Raw genomic sequence first — 24,364 nt, forward strand, 5'->3', positions numbered from 1 at the left:
GATGCTGAAAGCAAATGAAGATAAGAACATTGGTGAAAAAAGGAGAAATCATTCATGAACACACAACAATTGTTCCGTGAACTTACACAAGAACAAATCAAGTCAGACGTCCCTGCGTTCCGTCCTGGGGATACAGTCCGTGTACACGTTAAAGTCGTCGAGGGTACGCGTGAGCGTATTCAGCTCTTCGAAGGCGTAGTCATCAAACGTCACGGTGGCGGCATCAGTGAAACATTCACAGTCCGTAAAATTTCTTACGGAGTTGGCGTTGAGCGTGCTTTCCCGCTCCACTCACCACGTGTTGCACAAATCGAAGTTGTTCGCTACGGTAAAGTCCGTCGTGCGAAACTTTACTACCTCCGTAACCTTCGTGGTAAAGCGGCGCGTATTAAAGAAATTCGTCGTTAATCATGTGAAAAAGTGGCTTGTCTCCGGACAAGCTTCTTTTTTTTGTTGTTTATGCGTATACTAGTCCATAGGAAGAAATTGCGTTAATCAAGGGAGTGGAATTCGTGAAGGAGTTATTCAGTTGGGTAAAAGCGCTCGTCGTAGCGCTTGTCATCGCGTTCATCATTCGAACGTTCCTGTTCGTACCCGTCATCGTCGATGGGGAATCGATGATGCCGACCTTACACAATGCGGATCGGATGATCGTCAATAAGATTCCGTATTATTTTAATGAACCAGAAAGAGGCGATATCGTCGTCTTTCATGCAACGGAAACACGCGACTATATCAAACGAGTGATCGCTGTTCCGGGAGATACGATGTATTATAAAGACGATACGTTGTACGTCAACGATAAGAAAGTAGCTGAACCGTATTTAAAAGAGTACAAAGCTCAGATGAATGGTGTTCCATTGACGGAGGACTTTACACTTGAGGAACGGACAGGAAAAACGACTGTTCCAAAAGGGAAAGTATTCGTCATGGGAGATAATCGTCAAAATTCAAAAGATAGTCGTGATATCGGTTTTGTGGATGAGGATCAAATCGTCGGAACGACGAACTTCGTATTCTATCCATTCAATGATGTACGCTCTGTCGATTAAAACGAAAGAAGATGAGACGCTTACCGTGAAAAGTAAGTACCTCATCTTCTTTTCTTGTCTTAAGTTGCGTATACTAGAGAGTGGATGTTTTTTCAAGTATCGTATGATCAGCAAGAAGTCCAGGAATATATGAACGAGGTGAAGGATATGACGATTCAATGGTTCCCCGGTCACATGGCCAAAGCACGGCGGGAAGTTACAGAAAAATTAAAGTTGATCGATGTCGTGATCGAACTTGTCGATGCACGTCTTCCAATGTCGAGCCGTAACCCGATGGTCGAACAAATCACGGCAGGTAAGCCACGATTGATCGTCCTCAACAAAGCGGATATGGCGGACAAACGAGTGACAGAACAGTGGATGCACGCATTACGGGCAGATGGTGTTGATGTCGTCGCGGTTGACGCGAAGCACAATAAAGGATTGAATCAAATTCATGAAGGTGCTTTACGACTAATGAAAGAAAAACATGCACGAATGCGGGAGAAAGGTCGGAATCCGAGTGCGATTCGTGCCTTGATCATCGGCATTCCAAACGTTGGGAAGTCGACACTCATCAATCGACTCGCCGGTCGGAACATCGCGATCACGGGTGACCGCCCAGGTGTGACGAAACGCCAGCAATGGATCAAGATGAAGACAGGCGAGATGGAATTACTCGATACACCAGGTATCCTCTGGCCGAAGTTCGACGATCAAGTCGTCGGGTATCGGTTGGCAGCGACAGGAGCGATCAAGGATGATATCTTAAACATCGATGATATTGCGCTGTTTGCCCTTCGTGAGCTAAAGACGCGTTATCCAGAGCAGTTACGTGAGCGTTATCGTCTCGACGAAGTATCAGGAGAAGCGGTTGATGTACTCGAAGCCATCGGTAAAAAGCGCGGATTCGTTTCAGGTGGCTACGTCGATTTCGAACGGACGAGTGAAATGCTTCTGCATGAACTACGGACGGAAAAGCTAGGGCGTGTGACGCTCGAAACAGTGGAAGAATGGGAAACGCATGCATAACGGACTTGGACATCCTTCGATGTCCAAGTTTTTTTCAAAGGAGCGAAACAGATGAAGATTACGGAATTAAAGGAACGTCTACACAACATCACGATCGAGGAGTTTTCACAATTGAAGCAGGAACTCGCATCGGACGCGCGAAAAGGGGTGCATACACTGTTTCGTCAGACAGAACGACGATTTGCCCTCGAAGAGCAACAACGGATCGATTTCAAGGAGCGGTTCACGTTCGAAGAACAGTATCATCAGCAAGGATATAGACGGATTGCCGGAGTGGATGAAGTGGGACGGGGACCGCTTGCTGGTCCAGTCGTCGCGGCAGCTGTCATCTTACCAGAAGGGTTCTATCATCCAGGCCTAACGGATTCAAAACAAATGAGTAAAATACAACGACAAGCGGCATTTAAACACCTACAAGACGTTGCAGAGATTGCGGTCGGCATCATCGAACCAGCTGAAATTGACGAGATCAACATCTATCAAGCATCGAAACGGGCAATGCAAGTCGCGGTTCGTCAACTCAAACCTGATGCCTTGCTGGTTGATGCGATGACACTCGACGACGACACACCACAACTCTCTCTCATCAAAGGAGATGCGAGAAGTGTCTCCATCGCTGCAGCAAGCGTCGTCGCAAAAGAGACACGAGATGTGATGATGGAACAATACGCGATCGAGTATCCGGGATACGGATTTGAAACACACGCAGGTTACGGGACTGCGACGCATTTACAAGCACTTGATACACTGGGCGTCACACCGATTCACCGAAAAACATTCCGTCCTGTCAAAGAACGTCTCTAGGAGGGATCGAGCATGCACATCGAACATCGTGCCTTACTACCATTTAAAATCATCGATCATGCGAACTTACCGTTACGGGAAGGCGCAAACATCGTCGGCAAAGTCTTAAAACTGTTGCCGGACGGATTAATGGAACTACAGGTCGGTCAACGCGTCTTGACGGCAGGGACGACGGCTGAACTAAAAGAAGGGAGCATGTATCGCTTTCAAGTCGTTTCAGCAGAAGGACAACCGGTCTTAAAAATCATCTCGACTGAGTCTGTCCCGCAAAAATCAGCATTACCCCAGTTACTCGATTCCTTTTTACAGCGCCAGACGGTACCGACTGCGGAAACACGGGAAATACTAAGGCAAATCGGTCAACCTGTGACGGAAGGAGAAGCGAAGCAGTTAAAACACGCTCTTACTGAACTCGTTCAATTGGCAAAGGGCGACGAGGCAGGTCGATCGCTTGATCGAAAGACGAGTGATCAAATTTTAGCGCAACAACTCGTTCAAGCAACAAATGAAGTAGGAAAAGGAGTATATTTATTTCAATTACCTCAATTCGGACCTTTCGAAGATGTTGATCTCATGATGGAAGCACCGTTCGAACGAACGTTTGATCCAAATCATGCCCGTATCGTCTTATACTTACAATTACCGACGCTTGGTGAGGTCGCAATTGATGTCTTGATCGTAGACCGGAACGTTTCGATCTCCGTCTTTCATCCAAATGCGCACGTCGATACGTTCATGCAAGCCTATACGCCTCAGATTCAAGCACGACTCGAGGAACAGGGCTATGCGTTGAGGCGATTCGATTGGATCGAGCAGACGAAAGAACGCATACCACATGATATCTCGACGCGTAATGGAAGGGTGGATCTCCATATATGAAAAAAGCGATTGCTCTATCATACGAAGAACAAATGCATGCGCCGAAAGTCGTCGCTAAGGGATCAGAACATATCGCGGAACGGATTTTAGAAGAGGCATTAAAGCACGATATTCCGATCCGGCAGGACGAAACGCTGATGACGTTACTGGATGCTGTTCAAGTATCAGAACAGATCCCAGAAGAACTATATGGTGTCATTGCCGAATTATTCGCCTTTTTATATCGTCTTGATCAAGATGGAATTCTGAAAAAATAAAGCTTTCGGTCGATAACGATAGACAGCGCTTCCAATTTTAACTACAATGAAAGAGCCGAAACTAAAGGGGTTAAGGGGGATTTTTTCATGAATGTACATGAGTATCAGGCAAAAGAATTACTTCGTTCGTACGGGGTACCCGTACCAAACGGAATCGCAGCCTTCACCGTCGAAGAGGCGGTCGATGCATCAGAACAATTGTCAGGCCCGATTAAAGTCGTCAAAGCTCAAATTCACGCGGGGGGACGCGGTAAAGCAGGTGGCGTCAAGCTTGCGAAATCGCAAGAAGAAGTGAAGGAATATGCGACGGAGTTACTCGGCAAAACGCTCGTCACGCACCAAACAGGTCCCGAAGGAAAAGTCGTTCAACGTCTTCTCGTAGAAGAAGGCTGTGCGATTGATAAAGAATACTATCTTGGAATCGTACTTGATCGTGTGACAGGACGTGTCGTCATCATGGGATCAAGCGAAGGTGGTATGGACATCGAAGAGGTGGCGGAAGCGACACCGGAAAAAATCATTAAAGAAGTCGTCGATCCTGCAGTTGGTCTTCAAGGATTCCAAGCGCGTAAACTTGCGTTCGCAATGGGTGTTCCTGTGAAGCTCGTCAACAAGTTCGTCGGTATGGTCACGAAACTTTATAATTTCTTCGTCGACAAGGATTGTTCGATCGCAGAAATTAACCCACTCGTTACGACGAAGGATGGCGAAGTTCTCGCGCTGGACGCGAAGTTGAACTTCGACTCGAACGCATTATATCGTCATGCGGACATCGTGGCGTTACGTGATGAAACAGAAGAAGATCCACGCGAAGTCGAAGCATCGAAGAGTGATTTGAACTACATCGCGCTCGATGGAAATATCGGCTGCCTCGTCAATGGTGCTGGTCTTGCCATGGCAACGATGGATATCATCAAACACTTCAGTGGTGATCCTGCGAACTTCCTTGATGTCGGTGGTGGTGCGACGAAGGAGAAGGTAACAGAAGCCTTCAAACTGATCTTGTCGGATGAGAACGTTAAAGGGATTTTCGTTAACATTTTCGGTGGAATCATGAAATGTGACGTCATCGCAGAAGGTATCGTTGCGGCGACAAAAGAAGTCGGTCTCGAATTGCCGCTCGTCGTTCGTCTTGAAGGGACGAATGTTGATGCAGGAAAACAAATTCTCAAAGATTCAGGTCTAGCGATTACAGCAGCTACATCAATGGCAGACGGCGCAGAAAAAATTGCTGCGCTCGTGAAGTAAGGGGGAGCTAAAGATGAGTATTTGGGTGAACGAATCGACGAAAGTCATTATTCAAGGGATTACAGGTAATCAAGGGATGTTCCATGGTGAACAGATGATCGACTACGGAACAAACCTCGTAGGTGGTGTCACACCAGGAAAAGGCGGTACGGAAGTACTTGGTGGTGTTCCTGTCTTCGATACGGTCGCACAAGCGGTCGACAAAACAGGTGCGAACGCATCGATTATCTACGTGCCACCAGCATTCGCAGCAGATGCGATCATGGAAGCAGCAGATGCGAACATCGCATTAATCATCTGTATCACGGAAGGTATTCCAGTCCTTGATATGGTTAAAGTAAAACGTTACCTTGAGGGCAAGCCAGTTCGTCTTATCGGACCAAACTGTCCAGGCGTCATCACTCCAGGTGTCGCAAAACTTGGTATCATGCCAGGATACATCCATACACCGGGACATGTCGGAATCGTTTCGCGTTCTGGAACGTTGACGTATGAAGCCGTTCATCAATTGACGACGGCAGGCATCGGTCAATCGACAGCTGTCGGTATCGGGGGCGACCCAGTCAATGGAACAGACTTCATCGATACACTAAAAGCGTTCAATGAAGATCCAGAAACAAAAGCCGTCATCATGTTAGGTGAAATCGGTGGAACAGCGGAAGAAGAAGCGGCTGAGTGGGTCAAAGCGAACATGACGAAGCCAGTCATCGGTTTCATTGGTGGTCAAACGGCTCCTGCCGGTAAACGGATGGGTCACGCAGGTGCGATCATTTCCGGCGGTAAAGGAACAGCTGCTGAAAAAATCAAGACACTCCGTGCAAACGGAATTGAAGTGGCAGAAACACCAGCTGTCATTGGTGAGACGTTAATCCGTGTCATCAAAGAAGCAGGGATCTATGACGAGTGCGTGACGAACAGCACAGTCAAATAAATCAAAAAAAGAGCTGTCCTGATCAAATCAGGACGGCTTTCTTCTATATAAATAAGAAGCTTAAAGAAGGAGCGTTGATCTCATGAATCGAGAACTGTATGTCCGCTTCGCCATGTGTCAGGTACCGTATCCGATTGTTCAATTGATTGAACGGTTCGGAATCGTTCCAAGTCATGAATTACCCGTTTCAAATCGGCTTCGAAAACGATATGAACAAGCACTGCAACTTGATCGGATCGAAGAGTCGATTCTAGTTAAAGGAGATCCACTGTTTCCAACCGTACTACTGACGATTCCTCAACCTATCTATGCCCTCTTTTACCGCGGTGATCCGTCCCGCCTAACTCTTCCACGCATCAGTATCATCGGTAGTCGAACTCCCTCACCGCAACACCTTTCCCGCATGCATTTTCTACAACCCTTCTTTCATCCAGATCTCGCCACCGTTTCCGGAGGCGCATATGGCATCGATGCCCTCGTCCATCGTCTATCCTTAAAACATCAACAGACAACGATTGCGGTTCTGGCCGGCGGACTTGATCGTCTATATCCTACTTCCCATGCTGCTCTTTTTGAACGTATCTTCTCGAATGGTCTTCTTCTCTCCGAATATCCACCTGGCACACCCATTCAAAAATTTCAATTTCTAGAACGAAATCGGATTATTGCCGGCTTGTCCTCGTCGTTGATCATCGTCGAGGCAGCAAAACGAAGTGGTACGATGAACACAGCAAGTCACGCACTCGATCAAGGAAAAGATGTCTATTGTTTACCGGGGTGTCCGACTGAAACGTTCTTTGCCGGAACGAATCAATTGATCGCAGAAGGAGCGATTCCACTCCTTGATCCGGAAGAAGTTTCAAAAACTATTCGGCTGAACGTTGACAAATGGGAATCGAGACTACTATGATAAGTGAGATTAAAATACGAGTACGCCTCTAATAGGGAGCGATTGCAATGGCAAAATATCTAGTAATCGTCGAGTCACCCGCTAAGGCAAAAACCATTAAACGTTATCTCGGATCCAACTATACCGTGAAAGCGTCGATGGGGCACGTCATTGACTTGCCGAAAAGCCAAATGGGAGTCGACGTCGAACATGACTATGAACCGAAATATATCACGATCCGTGGTAAAGGTCCGGTCTTAAAAGAACTCAAGACAGCTGCGAAAAAAGCACAAAAAATCTATCTCGCAGCCGACCCCGACCGTGAAGGGGAAGCGATCGCATGGCATTTAGCCAAAGCATTAGGCGTTGATGAATCAACAGAGTGCCGCGTCGTTTTCAATGAAATCACGAAAGATGCCATCAAGGATTCGTTTAAGCGACCACGCAAGCTCAATTATGATCTTGTGGATGCACAGCAAGCACGTCGTATCTTGGACCGCCTTGTTGGTTATAGCATGAGTCCGTTATTATGGAAGAAGATCAAAAAAGGTTTATCTGCAGGACGTGTACAATCGGTTGCCGTAAAGATGATTATCGACCGGGAACAAGAAATCAATGCGTTCATGCCAGAAGAATACTGGACGATCAAACTCGAACTCGATGCAAACGGTGAAAAGCTCGAAGCAAACTTCTACGGAGTGGATGGTAAGAAACGTGAACTTCATTCGCAAGAAGAAGTCGATCAAATCTTGAATCAACTCTCAGAAGACTTTACAGTTGATTCCGTCACGAAAAAAGAGCGGAAACGGAATCCAGCGTTACCGTTTACGACTAGTTCTTTGCAACAGGAAGCAGCACGTAAACTGAATTTCCGAGCGAAGAAGACAATGATGATCGCACAACAGCTATACGAAGGAATCGAGATCGGAAAAGAAGGTACGGTCGGTTTGATCACGTATATGCGTACCGATTCAACACGGACGTCTGAATCGGCGAACCTCGAAGCACACGGGTTCATCGAGCAGGCGTATGGAAAAGAATACATCGCAAGTGAAAAACGCAAAGAAAAAAAATCAGCGAACTCACAGGATGCGCACGAAGCGGTTCGCCCGACTTCGACAATGCGTGAACCACAACTCGTTAAATCGTATCTATCGCGTGACCAATTCCGTTTATATAAACTGATCTGGGAACGATTCGTCGCAAGTCAGATGGCGCCAGCAATTCTCGATACCGTCAAAATCGACCTTGTCTCGAACGATGTTATGTTCCGTGCGAACGGATCAACTGTTAAATTCCCAGGCTTCATGAAGGTTTACATCGAAGATACCGATGATGAGGCCGTCACCGACGTCAAGGAAGGATTACTTCCTCCACTTGATAAAGGGGAAGAGTTGAAACAATCAGCAATCGAACCGAAGCAACACTTTACTCAACCACCACCACGTTATACGGAAGCGCGTCTTGTCCGGGCGATGGAAGAACTCGGAATTGGTCGTCCGTCGACGTATGCGCCGACACTCGATACGATTCAAAAACGGGGTTACGTGACGCTTGAAGAGAAGAAATTCTTACCAACGGAACTTGGTGAACTCGTCATCGATATGATCAGCGACTATTTCCAAGAGTTCATCACCGTCCAGTTCACGGCAGACATGGAAGCTCTACTCGATGCGATCGAAAAAGGCGACATGCAGTGGACGGAAGTCGTCGATCCAATCTATAAATCCTTTGCGAAACGTCTGACACGAGCGGAAGCAGAGATCGAGAAGATTGAAATCAAAGATGAACCAGCTGGAGAAGATTGTGAAGTCTGTGGTCATCCGATGGTCATAAAGATGGGACGTTATGGTAAGTTCATGGCGTGCTCGAATTTCCCAGAGTGTCGTAACACGAAACCGATCCAAGTCGAGATTGGTGTGAAGTGTCCGACATGTGGAACCGGTGATATCGTCGAACGACGAAGTAAAAAAGGACGTTTGTTCTACGGTTGTTCGAACTATCCGGAATGTGAGTTCGTTTCGTGGGATAAACCGGTCGAAGAACCATGTCCGGTATGTAGCAGTATGATGGTACAAAAGAAAATCAAGAACGGTGTGAAAGTAGAATGTACATCTTGTGGACATCATGAAACACGCATCGATCAGGAGCAAGAGGAGGAATGACCGTTGAAACGTGTAACGGTAATCGGCGCTGGACTTGCAGGTTCTGAAGCAGCATGGCAACTTGCAAAACGCGGCGTACAAGTAGATTTATATGAAATGCGGCCAGTCAAACAGACACCCGCGCACCATACAGACCAATTCGCAGAACTCGTCTGTTCGAACTCACTTCGGGCAAATCAGCTGACGAACGCAGTCGGTGTATTAAAGGAAGAAATGCGTCAGCTCGATTCCTTGATCATGAAAGCAGCAGACTTAGCGAGCGTCCCAGCAGGTGGAGCACTTGCTGTCGATCGGCATGACTTCGCAGGATACGTGACAGAAACGTTGAAAAACCATCCGAACGTTACAGTCCACCATGAAGAAATCGAAGCGATTCCAGATGGTCCGACGATCGTTGCGACGGGTCCGTTGACGAGTGCGGCATTATCGGAATCACTTAAACAATTCACAGGCGAAGATTACCTGTACTTCTTCGATGCAGCGGCACCGATTCTCGACGGGGATACAATCGATCGTGAGAAGGTGTACCTAAAATCGCGTTACGATAAAGGAGAAGCTGCCTACTTGAATTGCCCAATGACGGAAGAAGAATTCCAACTCTTCTATGACGAGCTAATCAATGCGGAAGTCGTTCCGTTGAAGGAATTCGAAAAAGAGATTTACTTCGAAGGATGCATGCCTTTTGAAGTACTCGCTTCTCGTGGTCCGAAAACGCTCTTATTCGGACCAATGAAGCCAGTCGGACTCGAAGATCCGAAAACAGGAAAACGACCATATGCTGTCGTTCAACTGCGTCAAGACAATTCAGCAGGGACACTGTTTAATCTCGTCGGCTTCCAGACACATTTAAAATGGGGCGAACAAAAGCGGATCATTCGTTTGATTCCAGGTCTTGAAAATGCAGAAATCGTCCGTTATGGTGTTATGCATCGGAACACGTTCGTCAACTCACCGAACTTGTTGAAACCGACGTATCAAACACGTACGCGTGACGACTTGTTCTTTGCTGGTCAAATGACAGGGGTCGAAGGATACGTCGAGTCAGCAGCATCCGGCTTGACTGCCGGAATCAATGCGGCGCGTCTTGTTAACGAGGCAGAACCGGTTACATTCCCGCAAGAGACGATGATGGGTGCAATGTCGCATTACATCACGACGACGGAGGGGAAAAATTTCCAGCCAATGAATGCCAACTTCGGTTTGGTTCCGGCACTTGTCGGTCACCCGGTTCGGATGAAAAAACCAGAGAAGTATGCGCTCTATGCAGAGCGAGCGCTTGAAGCGATCAAAGATTTCACGGATATGTGATTGTTGATGGGGAGAAAGGCGTGATTCAGCGCTCTTTCTCCCCATTTCTTAATTTGTCATAAAAGCGTGATAATTTCGTTAATTTTTCGGTTTTTGGTCTATTGTCAGACTACTTGGTCTGTGCTATGCTAAGGGCGATTCGAGAATGAAATGGTCAGAAGGGGGCGCATTCATGGGGATAGACACTGCTTTTGAGCGACTGCTAGAAGATTTCATGCGGTATGTTCATATTGAACGTCAATTATCTCCGAATACAGGTCGCTCTTATGATCAAACACTTCGACAATACGCCGCTTTTTGCCGCGATCATCAATTACGATCGATTGAATTGGCAAGTGCACGGCGTTATTTGTATGCTCTTTACGATCAGGAGCTGGCGCGAGCAACGATTGCGCAAAAAGTTTCCTGCCTCAAACAATTTGGTCGTTTTTTGACACGTGACACCGATGAACCTAATCCATTTGATGGATTAAAAGCACCAAAACGACAACAAGGACTTCCGACATTCCTTGTCCCAACGGAATATGAACGTTTCCTCGATGCATTTCGATCGAGTGATACGCTTGGTAACCGGAATGTCGCGTTAGTGGAACTTTTATATGCGACGGGTATGCGAGTCAGCGAGGTCGTTCAACTGGATCTTCGTGATCTCGCAACTGATCATTCCTACGTCCATGTGTATGGAAAAGGTGGGAAAGAGCGCATTGCGCCAATTGGAACCTTTGCGAAAGATGCATTAGAACTGTACTTACCATCACGAGATCCAGTTGCAGGTCATGAGCAAGCATTGTTCTTGTCTCATTCAGGACGTCGATTGACGACGGATGCGATTCGGAAAATCATGAAAAAAGGGGAACAACTCGTTGGGAAACATGTGACACCCCATGCGCTTCGTCATAGTTTCGCGACGGATCTGCTAGAAAGAGGAGCCGATTTGCGAGCGGTCCAGGAGCTACTTGGACATGCATCTCTTTCGACGACCGGTCAGTATACACACGTAACAACGGAACGATTACGACATGTTTATCAACAAGCACATCCTCGTGCCTAAGGGAGGAAACATTGATGTTTCATGCAACGACGATTTTTGCGATTCAACATAACGGACAATCCGCGATGAGTGGAGACGGACAGGTGACTTTCGGAAACCAAGTCATCATGAAGAAAAGTGCGAAAAAAGTACGGCGCCTCTATGGTGGCAAAGTCATTGCCGGATTTGCTGGAAGTGTCGCGGACGCGTTTACACTCTTTGAAAAATTCGAAGCGAAGCTTGAAATGTATAACGGGAACTTACAACGGGCAGCTGTTGAACTGGCGAAGGAATGGCGAGGCGATAAGATGTTGCGTCAACTAGAAGCACTCTTACTCGTCATGGATGGAACACATCTATTACTTGTATCCGGAAACGGAGAAGTCATCGAACCGGATGACGGCATTCTTGCGATCGGTTCAGGTGGTAATTATGCGCTTGCTGCAGGTCGTGCGTTAGCTCGACACGCAAGTCATCTCACGGCAGAAGAAATCGCTCGTGCGGCGCTTGAGACGGCTGGAGAACTCTGTGTCTTTACGAACGATCAAATCATCTTAGAAACGATCGGAGGCAATGACCATGCATGAATTGACGCCAAGACAAATCGTCGAGAAGTTGAATGAACATGTCATCGGACAAGCTGATGCTAAACGTGCGGTGGCGATCGCTTTACGTAATCGATACCGTCGACAATTACTCGATGCATCGATGCGGGATGAAGTCACGCCAAAAAATATCCTGATGATCGGACCTACCGGTGTCGGAAAAACAGAGATTGCGCGACGTCTCGCGAAACTCGTCCGAGCGCCGTTCGTCAAAATCGAAGCGACGAAGTTCACGGAAGTAGGATATGTCGGTCGCGACGTAGAATCGATGGTACGAGATCTTGTGGAAGCGTCTCTACGTCTTGTCAAAGATGAGAAAAAAGAAGCGCTTAAAGATCGGGCGGAGGCAGTGGCGAACGAACGAATCGTTGATGCGTTGTCTGGCAAAAAAGCGTCATCTGGTCTCGGGGGTGGAACGAATCCGTTTGAGATGTTGTTCGGTGGGAACCAAAAGCAGCAAGAGCCAGATACATCGGAAGCAACAGCTGATCGTTCGCTACTCCGTCAGCAATTGCTGACAGGTCAACTCGAAGATCGAATGATCGAGGTCGATGTTGAAGAACGTCAAGTTGATTTATTCTCCGGACAACAAGGCATGGAGGGGCTCGCAAATCTTCAGGATATGCTTGGACAAGTCATGCCGAAGAAAACGAAGAAGCGCCAGCTCACGGTTAAAGAAGCACGTCCGATTTTGACCGCAGAAGAAGCGGAACGATTGCTTGACTTAAATGAAGTTCATGACGAAGCGGTCCGCCGTGCAGAACAAATGGGCATCATTTTCGTTGATGAGATTGATAAGATTGCGACAAAGGGACATGATTCAGCAGGTGTTTCACGAGAAGGTGTTCAACGAGATATTTTGCCGATCGTTGAGGGATCGACGATCGTCACGAAATATGGACCAGTCAAGACGGATCATATCTTGTTTATCGCTGCCGGTGCATTCCATATGGCGAAACCGTCTGATCTAATTCCTGAACTCCAAGGTCGTTTCCCGATCCGTGTCGAACTCGACAGTTTGACGGAAGATGACTTTGTTAAAATTTTAACTGAACCGAATCAAGCATTACTCAAACAATATAAAGCATTACTAGGGGCAGAGCACGTTCATGTCACCTTTACAGAAGAGGCCATTCGTGAAATTGCACGGATTGCTGCACAGGTAAACGATGAGACGGATAATATCGGAGCGCGGCGCTTGTATACGATCATGGAGCGCGTACTTGAAGAATTATCCTTCGAAGCAGCAGACATGCCTGAAACGGATGTAACGATCACGCCACAATACGTGACGGATCGTGTTGGAAAAGTAGCAGATGATCGAGACTTAAGTCAGTTCATCTTATAAAGTGGAGGAAGAAAAAATGAATTTATTGGCGAAAACGCGGAAGCTGAATACGATGTTACAACAAGAAGCAAGCACACATGTTGATTTCAAGGTCATGGCTGATCGGCTCAGCGAAGTCATGGAATCGAACACATTCATCGTAAGTCGACGCGGTAAGTTACTAGGTATCGCAATTAAGCAACAAATCGAAAATGACCGGGTCCGTGGTTTCTTGGAAGAACGCCAATTCCCGGAAGATTACACGAAAAAACTATTTAACGTCACTGAAACGACAGCAAACATTGCCATCGATAGCGAGCACACAGCATTCCCAGTCGACAACCGTGATACGTTCGAAACGTCGAAAACGACGATCGTACCAATCATCGGTGGTGGAGAACGCCTTGGTACGCTTGTCCTAGGCCGTATGGTGGAAGACTTCAACGAAGAAGACCTCGTGCTTGCAGAGTATGGGGCGACAGTCGTTGGGATGGAAATCCTTCGTGAGAAGGCTCATGAAGCGGAAGACAAGGCACGTAAGAAAGCAGTCGTTCAGATGGCGATCAATTCGTTATCTTATTCAGAACTCGAAGCAATCGAACATATCTTTGAAGAACTCGAGGGTAATGAAGGACTACTTGTCGCTTCAAAAATTGCCGATCGTGTTGGTATTACGCGTTCTGTTATCGTCAATGCACTTCGTAAACTCGAAAGTGCAGGAGTCATCGAGTCACGTTCGCTTGGTATGAAGGGAACGTATATTAAAATCTTAAATGATAACTTCCTATATGAATTAGAGCGAATTAAATCAAACTAAAAATAGAAAATGGCTATTAATAAATAAGAGACCTAGTAAAGTACTAGGTCTCTTTTGTTTGACTAGGTATTATTTATCATTTTTATAAGAAAAGGGAATAAAAAACAGAATATTAGCATCTCATTACCCTATTTTTCAAAAAACTTCTTTTCAAACATTGACCTATTTGTTTCAATTATTTCAGATGTGTTACTAATGACTTAATATTTGTCGCAAATTCGAATACTAGTTCCATGAGTGGAGGAAAGAACATGAATTGGTTAGGGTCTGACTACAGTTTGATGACGCAAGCCGTCAATCGAACGGTCATGGCACAAGAAGTTATTGCTAAAAATATCGCGAATGTCGATACACCGGGTTATAAGGCGAAGCGAGTGGCGTTTGGAGATGTTCTCGATTCAGAGATGAAGATGAGCCTAAAACGTCATGCAACAATCGGAACGACCGGTAGTATCGTCGATCGACCAAATACGATGCGTAATGATGGAAACGGTGTTGATATCGATCTTGAGATGTCTGAATTATCACGCAATCAAATTGAGTATGAGGCGCTCGTGGAGCAATTAAATCGTAAGTTCTCGGGTATCCAGTCTGTCATCCGGGGAGGAAAATAATCGATGAGTATGTTCAATGGCTTTCATACATCTGCGTCTGGGCTTACTGCCCAGCGTTTACGACTGGATACTGTCTCAGCAAACATCGCCAATGCTCAGACGACACGTGGTGAGCTTGTCAACGGTCAATGGCAACCCTATGCGAGGAAACTTGCTGTTTTAAAAGAAACTGCTAATGGGGTCACGGTCAGCGAATTGAAGAAAGATCCTGAACCGTTCAAATTAGAATATAATCCGACGCATCCAGATGCGGATGAACTTGGATACGTCAAGATGCCGAATGTCGATCTATTGAAAGAAATGGTCGACATGATGGGAGCGACACGTTCTTACGAAGCGAACGTAACGGCCTTAAATGCAACAAAAGCGATGCTCGTCAAAGCGATGGAGATCGGTAAATAAATAGAGGAGATGACGGGATGGCAATTCAACCTATTCAAAACATGCAAATGGTCTTACCCACTCAGACAATCGCGAAGACGACACCAAGTGATTTCAGTGAGGTGCTCAGCGAGGCGATGAACGGACTGAATGCAACACAGCAAGCCTCATCTCAAGCGCGTGTCGACCTAGCGACAGGGAAGACGACGGATCTACATAACATCATGATTAAAACAGAAGAGGCATCGCTTTCTATGCAACTCGCCCTTGAAGTCCGAAACAAAGGCATCGAAGCATACCAAGAAATGATGCGTATGCAACTGTGACTGTTAAGGAAAGCGTGGGAGATGTTGAATGAACGAACGAATAAAAGCTCGATTCGGAGCTATGAATACGACATGGAAAGAGTGGTCACTTGCGAAAAAAGCGATGATTCTTGGAAGCATCGTCGTCGTTTTAGCAGCGTTGATTGTCGCCATTATCTGGTTATCTAAACCAACGATGACGCCACTTTATTCGAAATTGTCACCTCAAGAGGCAGGGCAAGTAACAGAAAAGCTAAATGAGGATGGAATCGCGTCGGAAGTCGTCAGCTCAGCAAACGGTGTGACGATTCTCGTTCCGGAAGCAAACGTGGAAAACTTGAAAGTCGAATTAGCAACGGCAGGTATTCCGAAGTCTGGTCAGATTGATTATTCCTTCTTTAGTGAGAATGCTGGATTTGGTACGACAGATAAAGAAATGAATATTCTTGAACGCGATACGATGCAGACAGAACTTGAAAACTTGATTACACAAGTTAACGGGATTGAGTCTGCAAAAGTCATGATTACTCTTCCAGAAAAGAGCGTCTTTCTCTCCGATGAAAAAGAATCTTCAACGGTTTCTGTCGTCTTGACTTCTAGTGCGGGTAGTAATCTGAACAATCAAACAGTCCAAGGTCTTTACCATCTGATTGCAAAGAGTATCCCGAACTTAAAAGAAGAAAATATTACGATCATGGATCAGTACTTTACGTACTACGAGCCAGGTAACGCTACGCAAACAGCGGGCGGGACAGATCCGATGGCGCTGAAAAAAACGACGGAAAACGATTTACGTAAACAGATTCAACAAATGTTGTCTGTCGTTCTCGGTCCACAAAAAGCGCTCGTTTCGGTTACGGCAGATGTCGATGTCACGAAACGTCAGGAAGAACAAAAGCTTGTTGAACCAGTAGATCCCGATAAAATCGAAGGGATTGTCACATCGGCAGAAAAAGTAGCAGAGGCGTATACAGGGTCTGCGAATGCCGGAACAGCAGGTACGGGACAAAATGAGACGACGAACTTCCCAGCAGGTACTGGAACGACCGGTGATACGAGTGAGAAGACGCACGACATCATCAACTATGAAGTCAATCGCATCACGAAACAGATTACAGGTGCTCCTTATGAAATTCGGGATTTAGGAATTCAAATCATCGTCGAGCCGCCAAAAGGTCAAAATCAAATCGATCCGCAATTACAGACGGATTTACAAACGATGATGTATTCCATCATCCGGACGTCGTTAACGAAGACGGATGCGAAAACGACGCTGACGGATGCAGAACTTGCTAATAAAGTCGTTGTCATGTCTCGACCGTTCGCTAAAACAACGACGGCGACGAAAACGACGACGGCGACACCGATGTGGGTATGGTTCGCACTTGGTGGTGCAGCAATCCTCGTCATTGGAGCAGTCATTCTCCTCATGCGTCGACGGAGAGCGAATGAAATCGAAGAACTTGAGGAATGGACGCCGATCGAAACCGAAATTCCTGAACTCTCAACAGAAGATACAAGCGATGGTGCAGTCAAACGCAAACAGCTTGAGAAACTCGCCGCGTCTAATCCGGATGAGTTCGCAAAATTATTACGTACTTGGTTAGCGGAGGATTGATGAGATGAAGAAGCTAGAAATGAACAGTCGTGAAAAGGCTGCGATTCTCATGATTTCGTTAGGTCCTGAAGTCGCTGCCAGTGTATATAAACATTTATCGGAAGAAGAGATGGAATGGTTAACCCTTCAAATCTCTAGCATGAAACGGATTGATCCAGAAGAGAAGTTAGTCGTCCTTGATGAGTTTCATGAACTAGCGATGGCGCAGAACTATATCACGCAAGGTGGAATCGGATTTGCTAAATCTGTCCTTGAAAAAGCACTTGGCGAAGAAAAAGCGATGGAACTCATCTATCGCCTGACGTCGACGTTACAAGTCCGTCCGTTTGAGTTTGCACGCAAGGCAGATCCGAAACAGCTTCTGAACTTCATTCAAAATGAACATCCACAAACGATCGCACTTGTTCTTGCCCATCTCGATCCTGCAAAATCAGGTCAGATTCTCTCGGAGCTCCCGGCAGAAGCACAGTCCGATGTAGCAAGACGGATTGCGACGATGGACCGGATGAATCCGGAAATCATCAGCGAGGTAGAACAAATTCTTGAACGGAATCTATCACAAGCAGGGATGCAAGATTTTGCTCAATCGGGAGGCATCGAGGCTGTCGTTCAAGTATTAAATGGCGTCGACCGCACAACGGAACGAACGATTCTCGATACGCTCGAGATTCAGGATCCAGAACTTGCGGAAGAAATCAAAAAACGGATGTTCGTCTTCGAAGACATCGTCACACTCGATGCGCGGGCGATACAGCGAATCATTCGCGAAGTCTCAAACGAGGATTTACTATTGGCACTCAAAGTATCGTCAGACGATGTCAAAGACATGGTCTATCGCAACATGTCACAACGGATGGTCGAGTCGTTCAAAGAGGACATGGAATTCATGGGTCCTGTGCGTCTCCGAGACGTCGAAGAAGCTCAAAGTCGAATCGTCGGAATCATCCGCCGCTTAGAGGACATGGGTGAGATCGTCGTTGCTCGTGGTGGAGGAGATGATATTGTTGTCTAACGTCATCAAGAGACAAGCAGTAATTGAACGACAGGAGCGAACGCTCGTGCAGGTTCGGACCAGTCAGGAAGAGCCTACGATCGTTCCAGATACATTCTACGAAGAGAAGATGGCAGAAGGACACGCTGAGTTAGAGCGCCTTCGACAGGCGATGCTCCTAGATTTCGAACAGCGTCAACAGCAGTTCGAGCAAGAACGCCTTCAAGCGTTAGAAGAAGCACGTCAACAAGGGTATCAAGCTGGATTTGAAACAGGACATGCGGAAGGACAAGCAACGTTTGAAGAGCAGATTGCCAAAACGAATTCGTTTGCTGATCGCCTAGAAGAGCAGAGTCAAGAACGATTGATGCGACTAGAACATGAATTATGTGTCCTCGGACTCCAAGTGACACATCAATTTTTAGAACAGTTACATGATGAAGAGGAAGAAGCGTTATACCAATTGTTACATCAATTGATCATTCAGTTCCGAGATCGTGAAAAAATCATCATCTATGCGTCACCGGCGGATTTTGAACGGGTCGTGTTACTTGAAGAACGACTACAAGGCGTTCTAGGTGCCAACGCAACGATTCAATTGCGATTTGATCCAGCGTTAAAGGCACGTGATTATCGGATTGATTCGGAGAATGGAGCGATCACTGGCGGTTTAACCAGTGGCTTTGAAGCATTGCAAACCAAAATCAATGAGGTTTTACATCATGTTTAATCTCAATGCGATGCAGGCCGCGGTTCGAGAAATTCGCTCAGAAGAACTTGTACAGCACTCTGGTAAGGTCGTCCAAGTGATCGGGTTGATGATCGAATCGCGAGGACCGACAGCAGTGGCAATCGGTGAGCGGTGTTTAATCCAAATCCAACAACGTCAGACAATCGAAGCAGAAGTCGTCGGATTTAGAGAAGGGCATGTCCTACTCATGCCATACGGTGAAACGACATCGATTGCTCCAGGCTCGATTGTTCTTGCGACAGGAAAACCACTCCACGTTCCAGTAGGGAACGAACTGATTGGTAAGGTGCTTGATGGTCTAGGAAGACCACTAGATGGTGAGTCATTAGAAAATTTACGCACGACATCGATCGTTCGTAAACCACCTAGTCCACTCGAACGTCCTCGCATCAGTGATGTTCTCTCGACTGGCATCCGTGCCATTGATGGACTGTTGACAGTCGGTCAAGGACAACGTGTGGGTTTGTTCGCAGGATCAGGTGTCGGAAAATCGACATTACTCGGGATGATCGCGAAACGATCGACAGCAGACATCAATGTCATCGCTTTGATTGGTGAACGAGGACGTGAAGTCAAGGAATTTGTAGAGGCAGAACTTGGTGAAGAGGGGATGAAACGATCTATTTTAGTCGTAGCAACGAGCGATCAACCTCCACTTGTTCGTCTAAAAGGTGCCTATACGGCAACGGCAATCGCTGAATATTTTCGAGATCAAGGGAAAAATGTGGTCTTGGTGATGGACTCAGTTACTCGTTTTGCGATGGCACAGCGGGAAATCGGTCTTGCAACAGGTGAACCCCCTGCGTCGAAAGGATATACACCAAGCGTATTCGCTCTGCTTCCTCAGCTACTTGAACGGAGCGGGAAAACACAAGACGGTTCGATTACTGCTTTCTACACAGTCCTCGTCGATGGAGACGACATGAATGAACCAATCGCCGACGCCGTACGAGGGATCTTAGACGGTCACTTCGTTCTGGATCGTAACCTTGCGAACAAAGGGCAGTTCCCAGCGATTCATGTCTTACGGTCCATCAGCCGTGTCATGAATCAAATTACGACATCTGAACAAAAGACCGCTGCTGTCGCATTTCGACAATTGTTATCGACGTATCTCGATTCGGAGGACTTAATCAATATCGGAGCATACAAAACAGGAACGAACCCGGAAATTGACCGTGCCGTCGATACATATCCGGAGCTGATTCGTTTCTTGAAACAACAAATTCATGAAGACAGTGATTTCGAAGCGGCTTGTCATCAACTCATGGCAACGATTCAGTAAGGAGGACGAATGATGAAGACGATCTATGAACGAATCATTCCTTTAGCTGAAGCGGAGAAGGATCGCGTCGCTAAAGAACTGAGCCTTCATAAAAAGCAATATGAGCTTGAAGTCGAAAAATTATATCATCTGCTCGTTCGATATGAGTCCTTTCTGAAGGCACAAGATGAGATTGGCGTCGTGGAACTGACGTCTTCGCAATATCGAGAACGCGCTCGGGATGTCGTGAAGCAGGAAATCGAACGACAGCAATTGTACGTGACACAATCGAAAAATCGTTACGAACGTACACAAGAAGCACTCGAACGAGCGTTAATCGAAGAGAAGAAATTTAGTCGTCTCCAAGAGAATCATACAGTCGAAACGAAACGAATCGAAGCATTGACGGAACAAAATCAATTAGATGAACTGGCATTGTTACAGTTTGGAAGAGGACGGATGATATGAGTGAAAATAAAACATCAAAAGGGTGGATTTTACCTTTATTGGTCATTCCTTTGATTTTAATCTTGTTGACGGCTTATTTCGTATTGAATTATGCGAATGGACGTCCACTACTATCCTTACCGTTCGCAACCGAAAAAACGACTACGAATCAGGCGAATCCATCAGCAGAACTCGAACGTCGTCTGAAAGTAGCGAATCAAGAAATCAAAAAATTACGCAATCAAAGTAAGGAACAATCGGATACCTTAAAAGCGAAAGAGCAGGAAGTTGAACGTTTGATTGCTGAGAGGGATCAGTTAAAACAGACACCTGCGCAAACAACGGATCAAACAAAATCGACGAAGAAAAAAACAGCATCCGTGACGGATGTATATGCTGAAATGGCACCAAAGGATGCTGCGCTGATTTTAAATGAACTCAGTCCGACCGAAGTCGTACCAATCATCGAGGACATCGATGCGGAACAACAGGCGGCGATCATTGCCAAGATGGATGCTAAGAAAGCAGCCGCCTTGACACAGTTACTCGCGACGAAGTAAGGAGGGAAGCCTGATGAACATGACGGAAGTAACACAACCATCCTTCCCGACCTTAAATACAGGATCAGGAAAAAAAGGAGAGATGACTACGGTTGGTGGTCAATTCGCCTCATTACTTGATTATCTGACAAAACTGCCGACGGCGTTACCGTCATCAGTCTCAGCGGATGCGATGACACTCGAGCCGGAAACGGAGACGCAACCCTTACCGGACTGGATGCAACAACTTGTAGACCAGCCGGATGAGATTCTCTCCTTACTGAAACAACCAGAAGTAGAGGCGTTAAAACAAGACCCAAAGAAAATGGAGCAACTTCTAGCGTTCGTCAAACAATTGCTCGAAGGAAATATGGAGCAGGCGAAAGGTCAGTTCGATCAATTGCCACCATCACTTCAACAGTTCGTCTTGCAGACAATGACGAATGATACGATCAAAGTAAAAGATTATGACACGAACATGTTAAAGCAGTCGCCAGTTTCAACAATGGACGGAGTGGTTTCTGCGATGCCAGTGAAACAGACACTCCCGCAAACTGGTTCTGTTGTCGAAACGATCAAGCCGGACACTGTAGCTGTAGCCGAGCAGGCAAAAGGAAAAACACCGCTTCCGTTAGCATTCGCTTCACTCATGCGAAAAGCGACCATGCCCGTTGATCCAGAAGGAAAAGCCGCACCGCCTCCGATGAGTATGCCGATTTACAGAGGCACTCCGTTGCAAACGATTCGTCCAGTGCCGCTACCTGTCTCAGAACAGATTCAACAACGGATTGAAGCCGCACTGCAGCAAGCACCATTCATAAAAGGTGCGGATGGGTCCACACGATTGTCGATTCGCCTGTACCCAGAGCAACTTGGTGAGGTTGTCGTTCAACTCGATCGTAAAGAAGGGGCATTGACTGTCAAACTATTTGCGAGCACCGAGCAAGCAAAACAATCAATCGAGCAACAACTTGGGAAATTACAAACCGTCTTGCATCAACAGACACCAGTCGTAAAGATCGAGACGGGGATGATTGCTTCGAGTGCGCGGGAGTTCCAACAATCTTTCACACGTGATCAGCAGGAGCATGAGTCACCGTATCAAGAGACACCCGTTCCAGTAGACGAAGAAGAGGAGGAAGACGATGACTGACGCAATCAAAACGGATAGTAGTTCATACCAGCTTCCTGAAAAATCACAGGTACCGACGAATAAAGCGATGGATAAGGATATGTTCATGAAAATTCTGATTGCCCAGCTTTCGAATCAGGATCCAACAGCACCGATGGAAGACAAGGATTTCATCGCTCAAATGGCCCAGTTTTCTTCGCTGGAACAGATGCAAGCAATCGGGAAGACGATGGATACGATGGTTTTGAACCAACATGCAACAGCATTGCTGTCCTACAGCAATCTGATTGGTAAAAAAGTCAGTTATGAAGCGGAGTCGAAGACGACGGATGCTTCAGGTGCTGAGCAGACGACCACCGTCGAAGAGACAGCCAGTGTCGTTAGTGTAAAACGGGATGGGCTGGATATCATGGCCGAACTATCGAACGGAAAACAGATCAGTGTTTACGAGTTGACGCAGATTCAATCAAAGGAGGAAAAATAATGTTACGTTCAATGTATTCAGGAATCAGTGGGCTTAAGAACTTCCAGACAAAACTGGATGTCGTCGGGAATAACATCGCGAACGTCAACACGTTCGGTTATAAAAAAGGACGGGTGACGTTTAAAGACCTCGTCAGTCAATCGGTCGGCTCATCATCTGGTGCAGGCGGCAATGTCGGTGGGACGAACCCGAAACAGGTCGGTCTTGGAGCATCGATGTCAACAGTCGATAATGTGTATAACCAAGGTGCGCTTCAGAATACAGGTCGCGTCCTCGATGTCGGGATCTCTGGGGAAGGATTCTTCCAGGTCGTCACGGCGGAAGGGATTCGTTATACCCGTTCAGGTAACTTCTATACGGATCTTGATGGAAACTTAGTTACAGGTGACGGAAACTACTTAATCGGTACCGGGACACAAGCAGCTGCAAACGGTACTCCGCCAGTACCACTCCCGGAAGCAGGTGGTGCAGGATTCCAAAAACTAAAAGTACCAACGGATGCACGTAACTTATCGATTGGTAAAGACGGTCTCGTCACTTACGTCGATACGACGGGAGCATTGCAAAACGTCGGTTATATCACGATCGCGAACTTTGCTAACCCGGGTGGTCTAGAAAAATCAGGTGTCAACGTATTCGCCGCATCACAGAACTCAGGTCCACCGGTACTCGGAACACCGAGCTTGAACGGAATGGGACAGTTGACGTCGGGAACGCTTGAGATGTCGAACGTCGACTTATCAGAAGAATTCACGGAGATGATCATTGCTCAACGTGGTTTCCAGGCGAATACGCGAATTATCACGACATCGGACCAGGTTCTTGAGGAACTGGTCAATTTGAAACGATGATCACGTTAACGACGTTACGTAACGCACCACTCGTACTGAACGCCGTGTTGATCGAATCCGTCCGTTCTACACCGGATACGACGATTCAACTCATCGGAGGACAGATTTATGTCGTGAAGGAATCAATGGAAGAGGTCAAAGCAATCGCAATCGCTTTTTATCAACAAATCGGATTAGCGGGCTTGAACAGTGTAAGGAGGCTCGAAGATGGCCGAGGAAAAGAAGAAGAGTAAACTGAAAATCCCCTTGATCATGATCATTGTTGCAGCATTGATGATCGGGGCAGGATACATGATCATGAATTATTTTTTAGCAAATGACACGACGGAAGCAAAAGTTGAACAACCGACAGGTGAAGAACTTGATGCACGAAGTCTGCAAACGGACGACTTGACAACGAACATCGCTGACGAACGTTTCTTAAATGTCCAGTTCACGATCGTCACCGATGATCAAGCAACGCGTGACGATTTAGAATTACGAAAGTTTCAAATCAATAACATCATCTTGGGTGACCTTTCGGCTATGAAAAAGTCGGACTTAGACTCAAAAGCGGATATGGAGAAGCTTGAAGAGCGGTTACGGATGCAATTCAAAAAGCTCATCCAAGAAGGCGATGTCCAGCGTGTCTACACGACGAAAAAAATCATCCAGTGAGGTGGCA

The 24,364-nt window shown here is 46.6% G+C and carries 29 protein-coding genes; all 29 read left to right on the forward strand.

Annotated elements, in window-relative coordinates; genetic code table 11:
• The first annotated feature begins 54 nt into the window (after positions 1 to 54).
• The 29 genes from rplS to BW42_RS02485 all read left to right on the forward strand — a co-directional run bounded on the left by rplS (position 55) and on the right by BW42_RS02485 (position 24,357).
• Positions 55 to 408, forward strand: a complete 354-nt coding sequence (gene rplS / locus BW42_RS02345; protein ID WP_023468738.1) for a 50S ribosomal protein L19 — start codon at positions 55 to 57, stop codon at positions 406 to 408.
• A gap of 104 nt (positions 409 to 512) precedes the next feature.
• Positions 513 to 1,052 (forward strand): signal peptidase I, encoded by a 540-nt coding sequence (gene lepB, locus BW42_RS02350; RefSeq protein WP_035406947.1) that lies wholly within the window; start codon positions 513 to 515, stop codon positions 1,050 to 1,052.
• A 147-nt stretch (positions 1,053 to 1,199) separates the two neighbouring features.
• On the forward strand, positions 1,200 to 2,063 hold the full coding sequence (gene ylqF, locus BW42_RS02355) for a ribosome biogenesis GTPase YlqF (protein ID WP_035409511.1): 864 nt from the start codon (positions 1,200 to 1,202) through the stop codon (positions 2,061 to 2,063).
• A gap of 51 nt (positions 2,064 to 2,114) precedes the next feature.
• Complete coding sequence (locus tag BW42_RS02360) at positions 2,115 to 2,867, forward strand: ribonuclease HII (RefSeq protein ID WP_035406951.1); 753 nt, start codon at positions 2,115 to 2,117, stop codon at positions 2,865 to 2,867.
• Between the two features lie 12 nt (positions 2,868 to 2,879).
• Positions 2,880 to 3,746 (forward strand): flagellar hook-length control protein FliK, encoded by an 867-nt coding sequence (locus tag BW42_RS02365; protein WP_035406953.1) that lies wholly within the window; start codon positions 2,880 to 2,882, stop codon positions 3,744 to 3,746.
• Positions 3,743 to 4,003: an EscU/YscU/HrcU family type III secretion system export apparatus switch protein gene (locus BW42_RS02370; protein ID WP_035406955.1), complete on the forward strand. Its 261-nt coding sequence runs from the start codon at positions 3,743 to 3,745 to the stop codon at positions 4,001 to 4,003. The genes BW42_RS02365 and BW42_RS02370 overlap by 4 nt, the downstream gene beginning before the upstream one ends.
• An 87-nt stretch (positions 4,004 to 4,090) precedes the next feature.
• The gene (gene sucC, locus BW42_RS02375; protein ID WP_023468732.1) at positions 4,091 to 5,251 is read left to right on the forward strand and encodes an ADP-forming succinate--CoA ligase subunit beta; all 1,161 of its coding nucleotides are present in this window, start codon (positions 4,091 to 4,093) and stop codon (positions 5,249 to 5,251) included.
• Positions 5,252 to 5,264: 13 nt separating this feature from the next.
• Positions 5,265 to 6,182 carry a succinate--CoA ligase subunit alpha gene (gene sucD / locus BW42_RS02380; protein ID WP_035406957.1) on the forward strand — a complete coding sequence of 306 codons (918 nt, stop codon included), beginning with the start codon at positions 5,265 to 5,267 and terminating at the stop codon, positions 6,180 to 6,182.
• An 82-nt stretch (positions 6,183 to 6,264) separates the two neighbouring features.
• Positions 6,265 to 7,092 (forward strand): DNA-processing protein DprA, encoded by an 828-nt coding sequence (gene dprA, locus BW42_RS02385; RefSeq protein ID WP_035406959.1) that lies wholly within the window; start codon positions 6,265 to 6,267, stop codon positions 7,090 to 7,092.
• Positions 7,093 to 7,139: 47 nt separating this feature from the next.
• Positions 7,140 to 9,236 (forward strand): type I DNA topoisomerase, encoded by a 2,097-nt coding sequence (gene topA / locus BW42_RS02390; RefSeq protein ID WP_035406961.1) that lies wholly within the window; start codon positions 7,140 to 7,142, stop codon positions 9,234 to 9,236.
• A 3-nt stretch (positions 9,237 to 9,239) separates the two neighbouring features.
• Positions 9,240 to 10,544 (forward strand): FADH(2)-oxidizing methylenetetrahydrofolate--tRNA-(uracil(54)-C(5))-methyltransferase TrmFO, encoded by a 1,305-nt coding sequence (gene trmFO, locus BW42_RS02395; RefSeq protein WP_023468729.1) that lies wholly within the window; start codon positions 9,240 to 9,242, stop codon positions 10,542 to 10,544.
• A 145-nt stretch (positions 10,545 to 10,689) separates the two neighbouring features.
• Positions 10,690 to 11,595, forward strand: a complete 906-nt coding sequence (locus BW42_RS02400) for a tyrosine recombinase XerC (RefSeq protein WP_231496840.1) — start codon at positions 10,690 to 10,692, stop codon at positions 11,593 to 11,595.
• Positions 11,596 to 11,609: 14 nt separating this feature from the next.
• Entirely contained in the window at positions 11,610 to 12,161 is a 552-nt protein-coding gene (gene hslV / locus BW42_RS02405; RefSeq protein WP_023468727.1) for an ATP-dependent protease subunit HslV, read from the forward strand.
• Positions 12,154 to 13,527, forward strand: a complete 1,374-nt coding sequence (hslU, locus tag BW42_RS02410) for an ATP-dependent protease ATPase subunit HslU (protein WP_035406964.1) — start codon at positions 12,154 to 12,156, stop codon at positions 13,525 to 13,527. Before hslV ends, hslU begins: the two co-directional genes overlap by 8 nt.
• Positions 13,528 to 13,543: 16 nt before the next feature.
• Positions 13,544 to 14,323 (forward strand): GTP-sensing pleiotropic transcriptional regulator CodY, encoded by a 780-nt coding sequence (gene codY / locus BW42_RS02415; protein WP_023468725.1) that lies wholly within the window; start codon positions 13,544 to 13,546, stop codon positions 14,321 to 14,323.
• A 251-nt stretch (positions 14,324 to 14,574) separates the two neighbouring features.
• Positions 14,575 to 14,937 carry a flagellar basal body rod protein FlgB gene (gene flgB, locus BW42_RS02420; protein ID WP_035406967.1) on the forward strand — a complete coding sequence of 121 codons (363 nt, stop codon included), beginning with the start codon at positions 14,575 to 14,577 and terminating at the stop codon, positions 14,935 to 14,937.
• A 3-nt stretch (positions 14,938 to 14,940) separates the two neighbouring features.
• Positions 14,941 to 15,339, forward strand: a complete 399-nt coding sequence (gene flgC / locus BW42_RS02425) for a flagellar basal body rod protein FlgC (RefSeq protein WP_035406970.1) — start codon at positions 14,941 to 14,943, stop codon at positions 15,337 to 15,339.
• Between the two features lie 17 nt (positions 15,340 to 15,356).
• Positions 15,357 to 15,644 (forward strand): flagellar hook-basal body complex protein FliE, encoded by a 288-nt coding sequence (gene fliE, locus BW42_RS02430; protein WP_035406973.1) that lies wholly within the window; start codon positions 15,357 to 15,359, stop codon positions 15,642 to 15,644.
• A gap of 28 nt (positions 15,645 to 15,672) precedes the next feature.
• The gene (gene fliF, locus BW42_RS02435) at positions 15,673 to 17,241 is read left to right on the forward strand and encodes a flagellar basal-body MS-ring/collar protein FliF (RefSeq protein WP_035406976.1); all 1,569 of its coding nucleotides are present in this window, start codon (positions 15,673 to 15,675) and stop codon (positions 17,239 to 17,241) included.
• A gap of 4 nt (positions 17,242 to 17,245) precedes the next feature.
• On the forward strand, positions 17,246 to 18,253 hold the full coding sequence (gene fliG, locus BW42_RS02440; RefSeq protein ID WP_035406978.1) for a flagellar motor switch protein FliG: 1,008 nt from the start codon (positions 17,246 to 17,248) through the stop codon (positions 18,251 to 18,253).
• Positions 18,237 to 18,962, forward strand: a complete 726-nt coding sequence (locus BW42_RS02445; protein ID WP_035406981.1) for a FliH/SctL family protein — start codon at positions 18,237 to 18,239, stop codon at positions 18,960 to 18,962. The genes fliG and BW42_RS02445 overlap by 17 nt, the downstream gene beginning before the upstream one ends.
• A 10-nt stretch (positions 18,963 to 18,972) precedes the next feature.
• The gene (gene fliI / locus BW42_RS02450) at positions 18,973 to 20,268 is read left to right on the forward strand and encodes a flagellar protein export ATPase FliI (protein WP_231496888.1); all 1,296 of its coding nucleotides are present in this window, start codon (positions 18,973 to 18,975) and stop codon (positions 20,266 to 20,268) included.
• A 12-nt stretch (positions 20,269 to 20,280) separates the two neighbouring features.
• On the forward strand, positions 20,281 to 20,715 hold the full coding sequence (locus BW42_RS02455) for a flagellar export protein FliJ (RefSeq protein ID WP_035406985.1): 435 nt from the start codon (positions 20,281 to 20,283) through the stop codon (positions 20,713 to 20,715).
• The gene (locus BW42_RS02460; RefSeq protein WP_035406989.1) at positions 20,712 to 21,254 is read left to right on the forward strand and encodes a MotE family protein; all 543 of its coding nucleotides are present in this window, start codon (positions 20,712 to 20,714) and stop codon (positions 21,252 to 21,254) included. The genes BW42_RS02455 and BW42_RS02460 overlap by 4 nt, the downstream gene beginning before the upstream one ends.
• A 13-nt stretch (positions 21,255 to 21,267) precedes the next feature.
• A complete protein-coding gene (locus BW42_RS02465; protein ID WP_035406992.1) occupies positions 21,268 to 22,386 on the forward strand; it encodes a flagellar hook-length control protein FliK in 1,119 nt (372 codons plus the stop codon).
• Positions 22,379 to 22,849 (forward strand): flagellar hook capping FlgD N-terminal domain-containing protein, encoded by a 471-nt coding sequence (locus BW42_RS02470; RefSeq protein ID WP_035406995.1) that lies wholly within the window; start codon positions 22,379 to 22,381, stop codon positions 22,847 to 22,849. The genes BW42_RS02465 and BW42_RS02470 overlap by 8 nt, the downstream gene beginning before the upstream one ends.
• Positions 22,849 to 23,700 (forward strand): flagellar basal body rod protein FlgG, encoded by an 852-nt coding sequence (gene flgG / locus BW42_RS02475; protein ID WP_035406998.1) that lies wholly within the window; start codon positions 22,849 to 22,851, stop codon positions 23,698 to 23,700. Before BW42_RS02470 ends, flgG begins: the two co-directional genes overlap by 1 nt.
• Positions 23,697 to 23,933 carry a flagellar FlbD family protein gene (locus tag BW42_RS02480; RefSeq protein ID WP_035407001.1) on the forward strand — a complete coding sequence of 79 codons (237 nt, stop codon included), beginning with the start codon at positions 23,697 to 23,699 and terminating at the stop codon, positions 23,931 to 23,933. Before flgG ends, BW42_RS02480 begins: the two co-directional genes overlap by 4 nt.
• Positions 23,908 to 24,357 (forward strand): flagellar basal body-associated FliL family protein, encoded by a 450-nt coding sequence (locus BW42_RS02485; RefSeq protein WP_035407004.1) that lies wholly within the window; start codon positions 23,908 to 23,910, stop codon positions 24,355 to 24,357. Before BW42_RS02480 ends, BW42_RS02485 begins: the two co-directional genes overlap by 26 nt.
• Positions 24,358 to 24,364 lie beyond the last annotated feature (7 nt).

The sequence above is a fragment of the Exiguobacterium sp. RIT341 genome (genome assembly GCF_000632205.1).
GTDB lineage: Bacteria > Bacillota > Bacilli > Exiguobacteriales > Exiguobacteriaceae > Exiguobacterium_A.

Excerpts from the sequence above, each read along its gene's own strand:
- rplS (WP_023468738.1), top strand. The coding sequence starts at position 55 with ATGAACACACAACAATTGTTCCGTGAACTTACACAAGAACAAATCAAG.
- ylqF (WP_035409511.1), top strand. The coding sequence starts at position 1,200 with ATGACGATTCAATGGTTCCCCGGTCACATGGCCAAAGCACGGCGGGAA.
- BW42_RS02360 (WP_035406951.1), top strand. The coding sequence starts at position 2,115 with ATGAAGATTACGGAATTAAAGGAACGTCTACACAACATCACGATCGAG.
- BW42_RS02365 (WP_035406953.1), top strand. The coding sequence starts at position 2,880 with ATGCACATCGAACATCGTGCCTTACTACCATTTAAAATCATCGATCAT.
- BW42_RS02370 (WP_035406955.1), top strand. The coding sequence starts at position 3,743 with ATGAAAAAAGCGATTGCTCTATCATACGAAGAACAAATGCATGCGCCG.
- sucC (WP_023468732.1), top strand. The coding sequence starts at position 4,091 with ATGAATGTACATGAGTATCAGGCAAAAGAATTACTTCGTTCGTACGGG.
- sucD (WP_035406957.1), top strand. The coding sequence starts at position 5,265 with ATGAGTATTTGGGTGAACGAATCGACGAAAGTCATTATTCAAGGGATT.
- dprA (WP_035406959.1), top strand. The coding sequence starts at position 6,265 with ATGAATCGAGAACTGTATGTCCGCTTCGCCATGTGTCAGGTACCGTAT.
- topA (WP_035406961.1), top strand. The coding sequence starts at position 7,140 with ATGGCAAAATATCTAGTAATCGTCGAGTCACCCGCTAAGGCAAAAACC.
- BW42_RS02400 (WP_231496840.1), top strand. The coding sequence starts at position 10,690 with ATGAAATGGTCAGAAGGGGGCGCATTCATGGGGATAGACACTGCTTTT.
- hslV (WP_023468727.1), top strand. The coding sequence starts at position 11,610 with ATGTTTCATGCAACGACGATTTTTGCGATTCAACATAACGGACAATCC.
- hslU (WP_035406964.1), top strand. The coding sequence starts at position 12,154 with ATGCATGAATTGACGCCAAGACAAATCGTCGAGAAGTTGAATGAACAT.
- codY (WP_023468725.1), top strand. The coding sequence starts at position 13,544 with ATGAATTTATTGGCGAAAACGCGGAAGCTGAATACGATGTTACAACAA.
- flgB (WP_035406967.1), top strand. The coding sequence starts at position 14,575 with ATGAATTGGTTAGGGTCTGACTACAGTTTGATGACGCAAGCCGTCAAT.
- flgC (WP_035406970.1), top strand. The coding sequence starts at position 14,941 with ATGAGTATGTTCAATGGCTTTCATACATCTGCGTCTGGGCTTACTGCC.
- fliE (WP_035406973.1), top strand. The coding sequence starts at position 15,357 with ATGGCAATTCAACCTATTCAAAACATGCAAATGGTCTTACCCACTCAG.
- fliF (WP_035406976.1), top strand. The coding sequence starts at position 15,673 with ATGAACGAACGAATAAAAGCTCGATTCGGAGCTATGAATACGACATGG.
- fliG (WP_035406978.1), top strand. The coding sequence starts at position 17,246 with ATGAAGAAGCTAGAAATGAACAGTCGTGAAAAGGCTGCGATTCTCATG.
- BW42_RS02445 (WP_035406981.1), top strand. The coding sequence starts at position 18,237 with ATGATATTGTTGTCTAACGTCATCAAGAGACAAGCAGTAATTGAACGA.
- fliI (WP_231496888.1), top strand. The coding sequence starts at position 18,973 with ATGCAGGCCGCGGTTCGAGAAATTCGCTCAGAAGAACTTGTACAGCAC.
- BW42_RS02455 (WP_035406985.1), top strand. The coding sequence starts at position 20,281 with ATGAAGACGATCTATGAACGAATCATTCCTTTAGCTGAAGCGGAGAAG.
- BW42_RS02460 (WP_035406989.1), top strand. The coding sequence starts at position 20,712 with ATGAGTGAAAATAAAACATCAAAAGGGTGGATTTTACCTTTATTGGTC.
- BW42_RS02465 (WP_035406992.1), top strand. The coding sequence starts at position 21,268 with ATGAACATGACGGAAGTAACACAACCATCCTTCCCGACCTTAAATACA.
- BW42_RS02470 (WP_035406995.1), top strand. The coding sequence starts at position 22,379 with ATGACTGACGCAATCAAAACGGATAGTAGTTCATACCAGCTTCCTGAA.
- flgG (WP_035406998.1), top strand. The coding sequence starts at position 22,849 with ATGTTACGTTCAATGTATTCAGGAATCAGTGGGCTTAAGAACTTCCAG.
- BW42_RS02480 (WP_035407001.1), top strand. The coding sequence starts at position 23,697 with ATGATCACGTTAACGACGTTACGTAACGCACCACTCGTACTGAACGCC.
- BW42_RS02485 (WP_035407004.1), top strand. The coding sequence starts at position 23,908 with ATGGCCGAGGAAAAGAAGAAGAGTAAACTGAAAATCCCCTTGATCATG.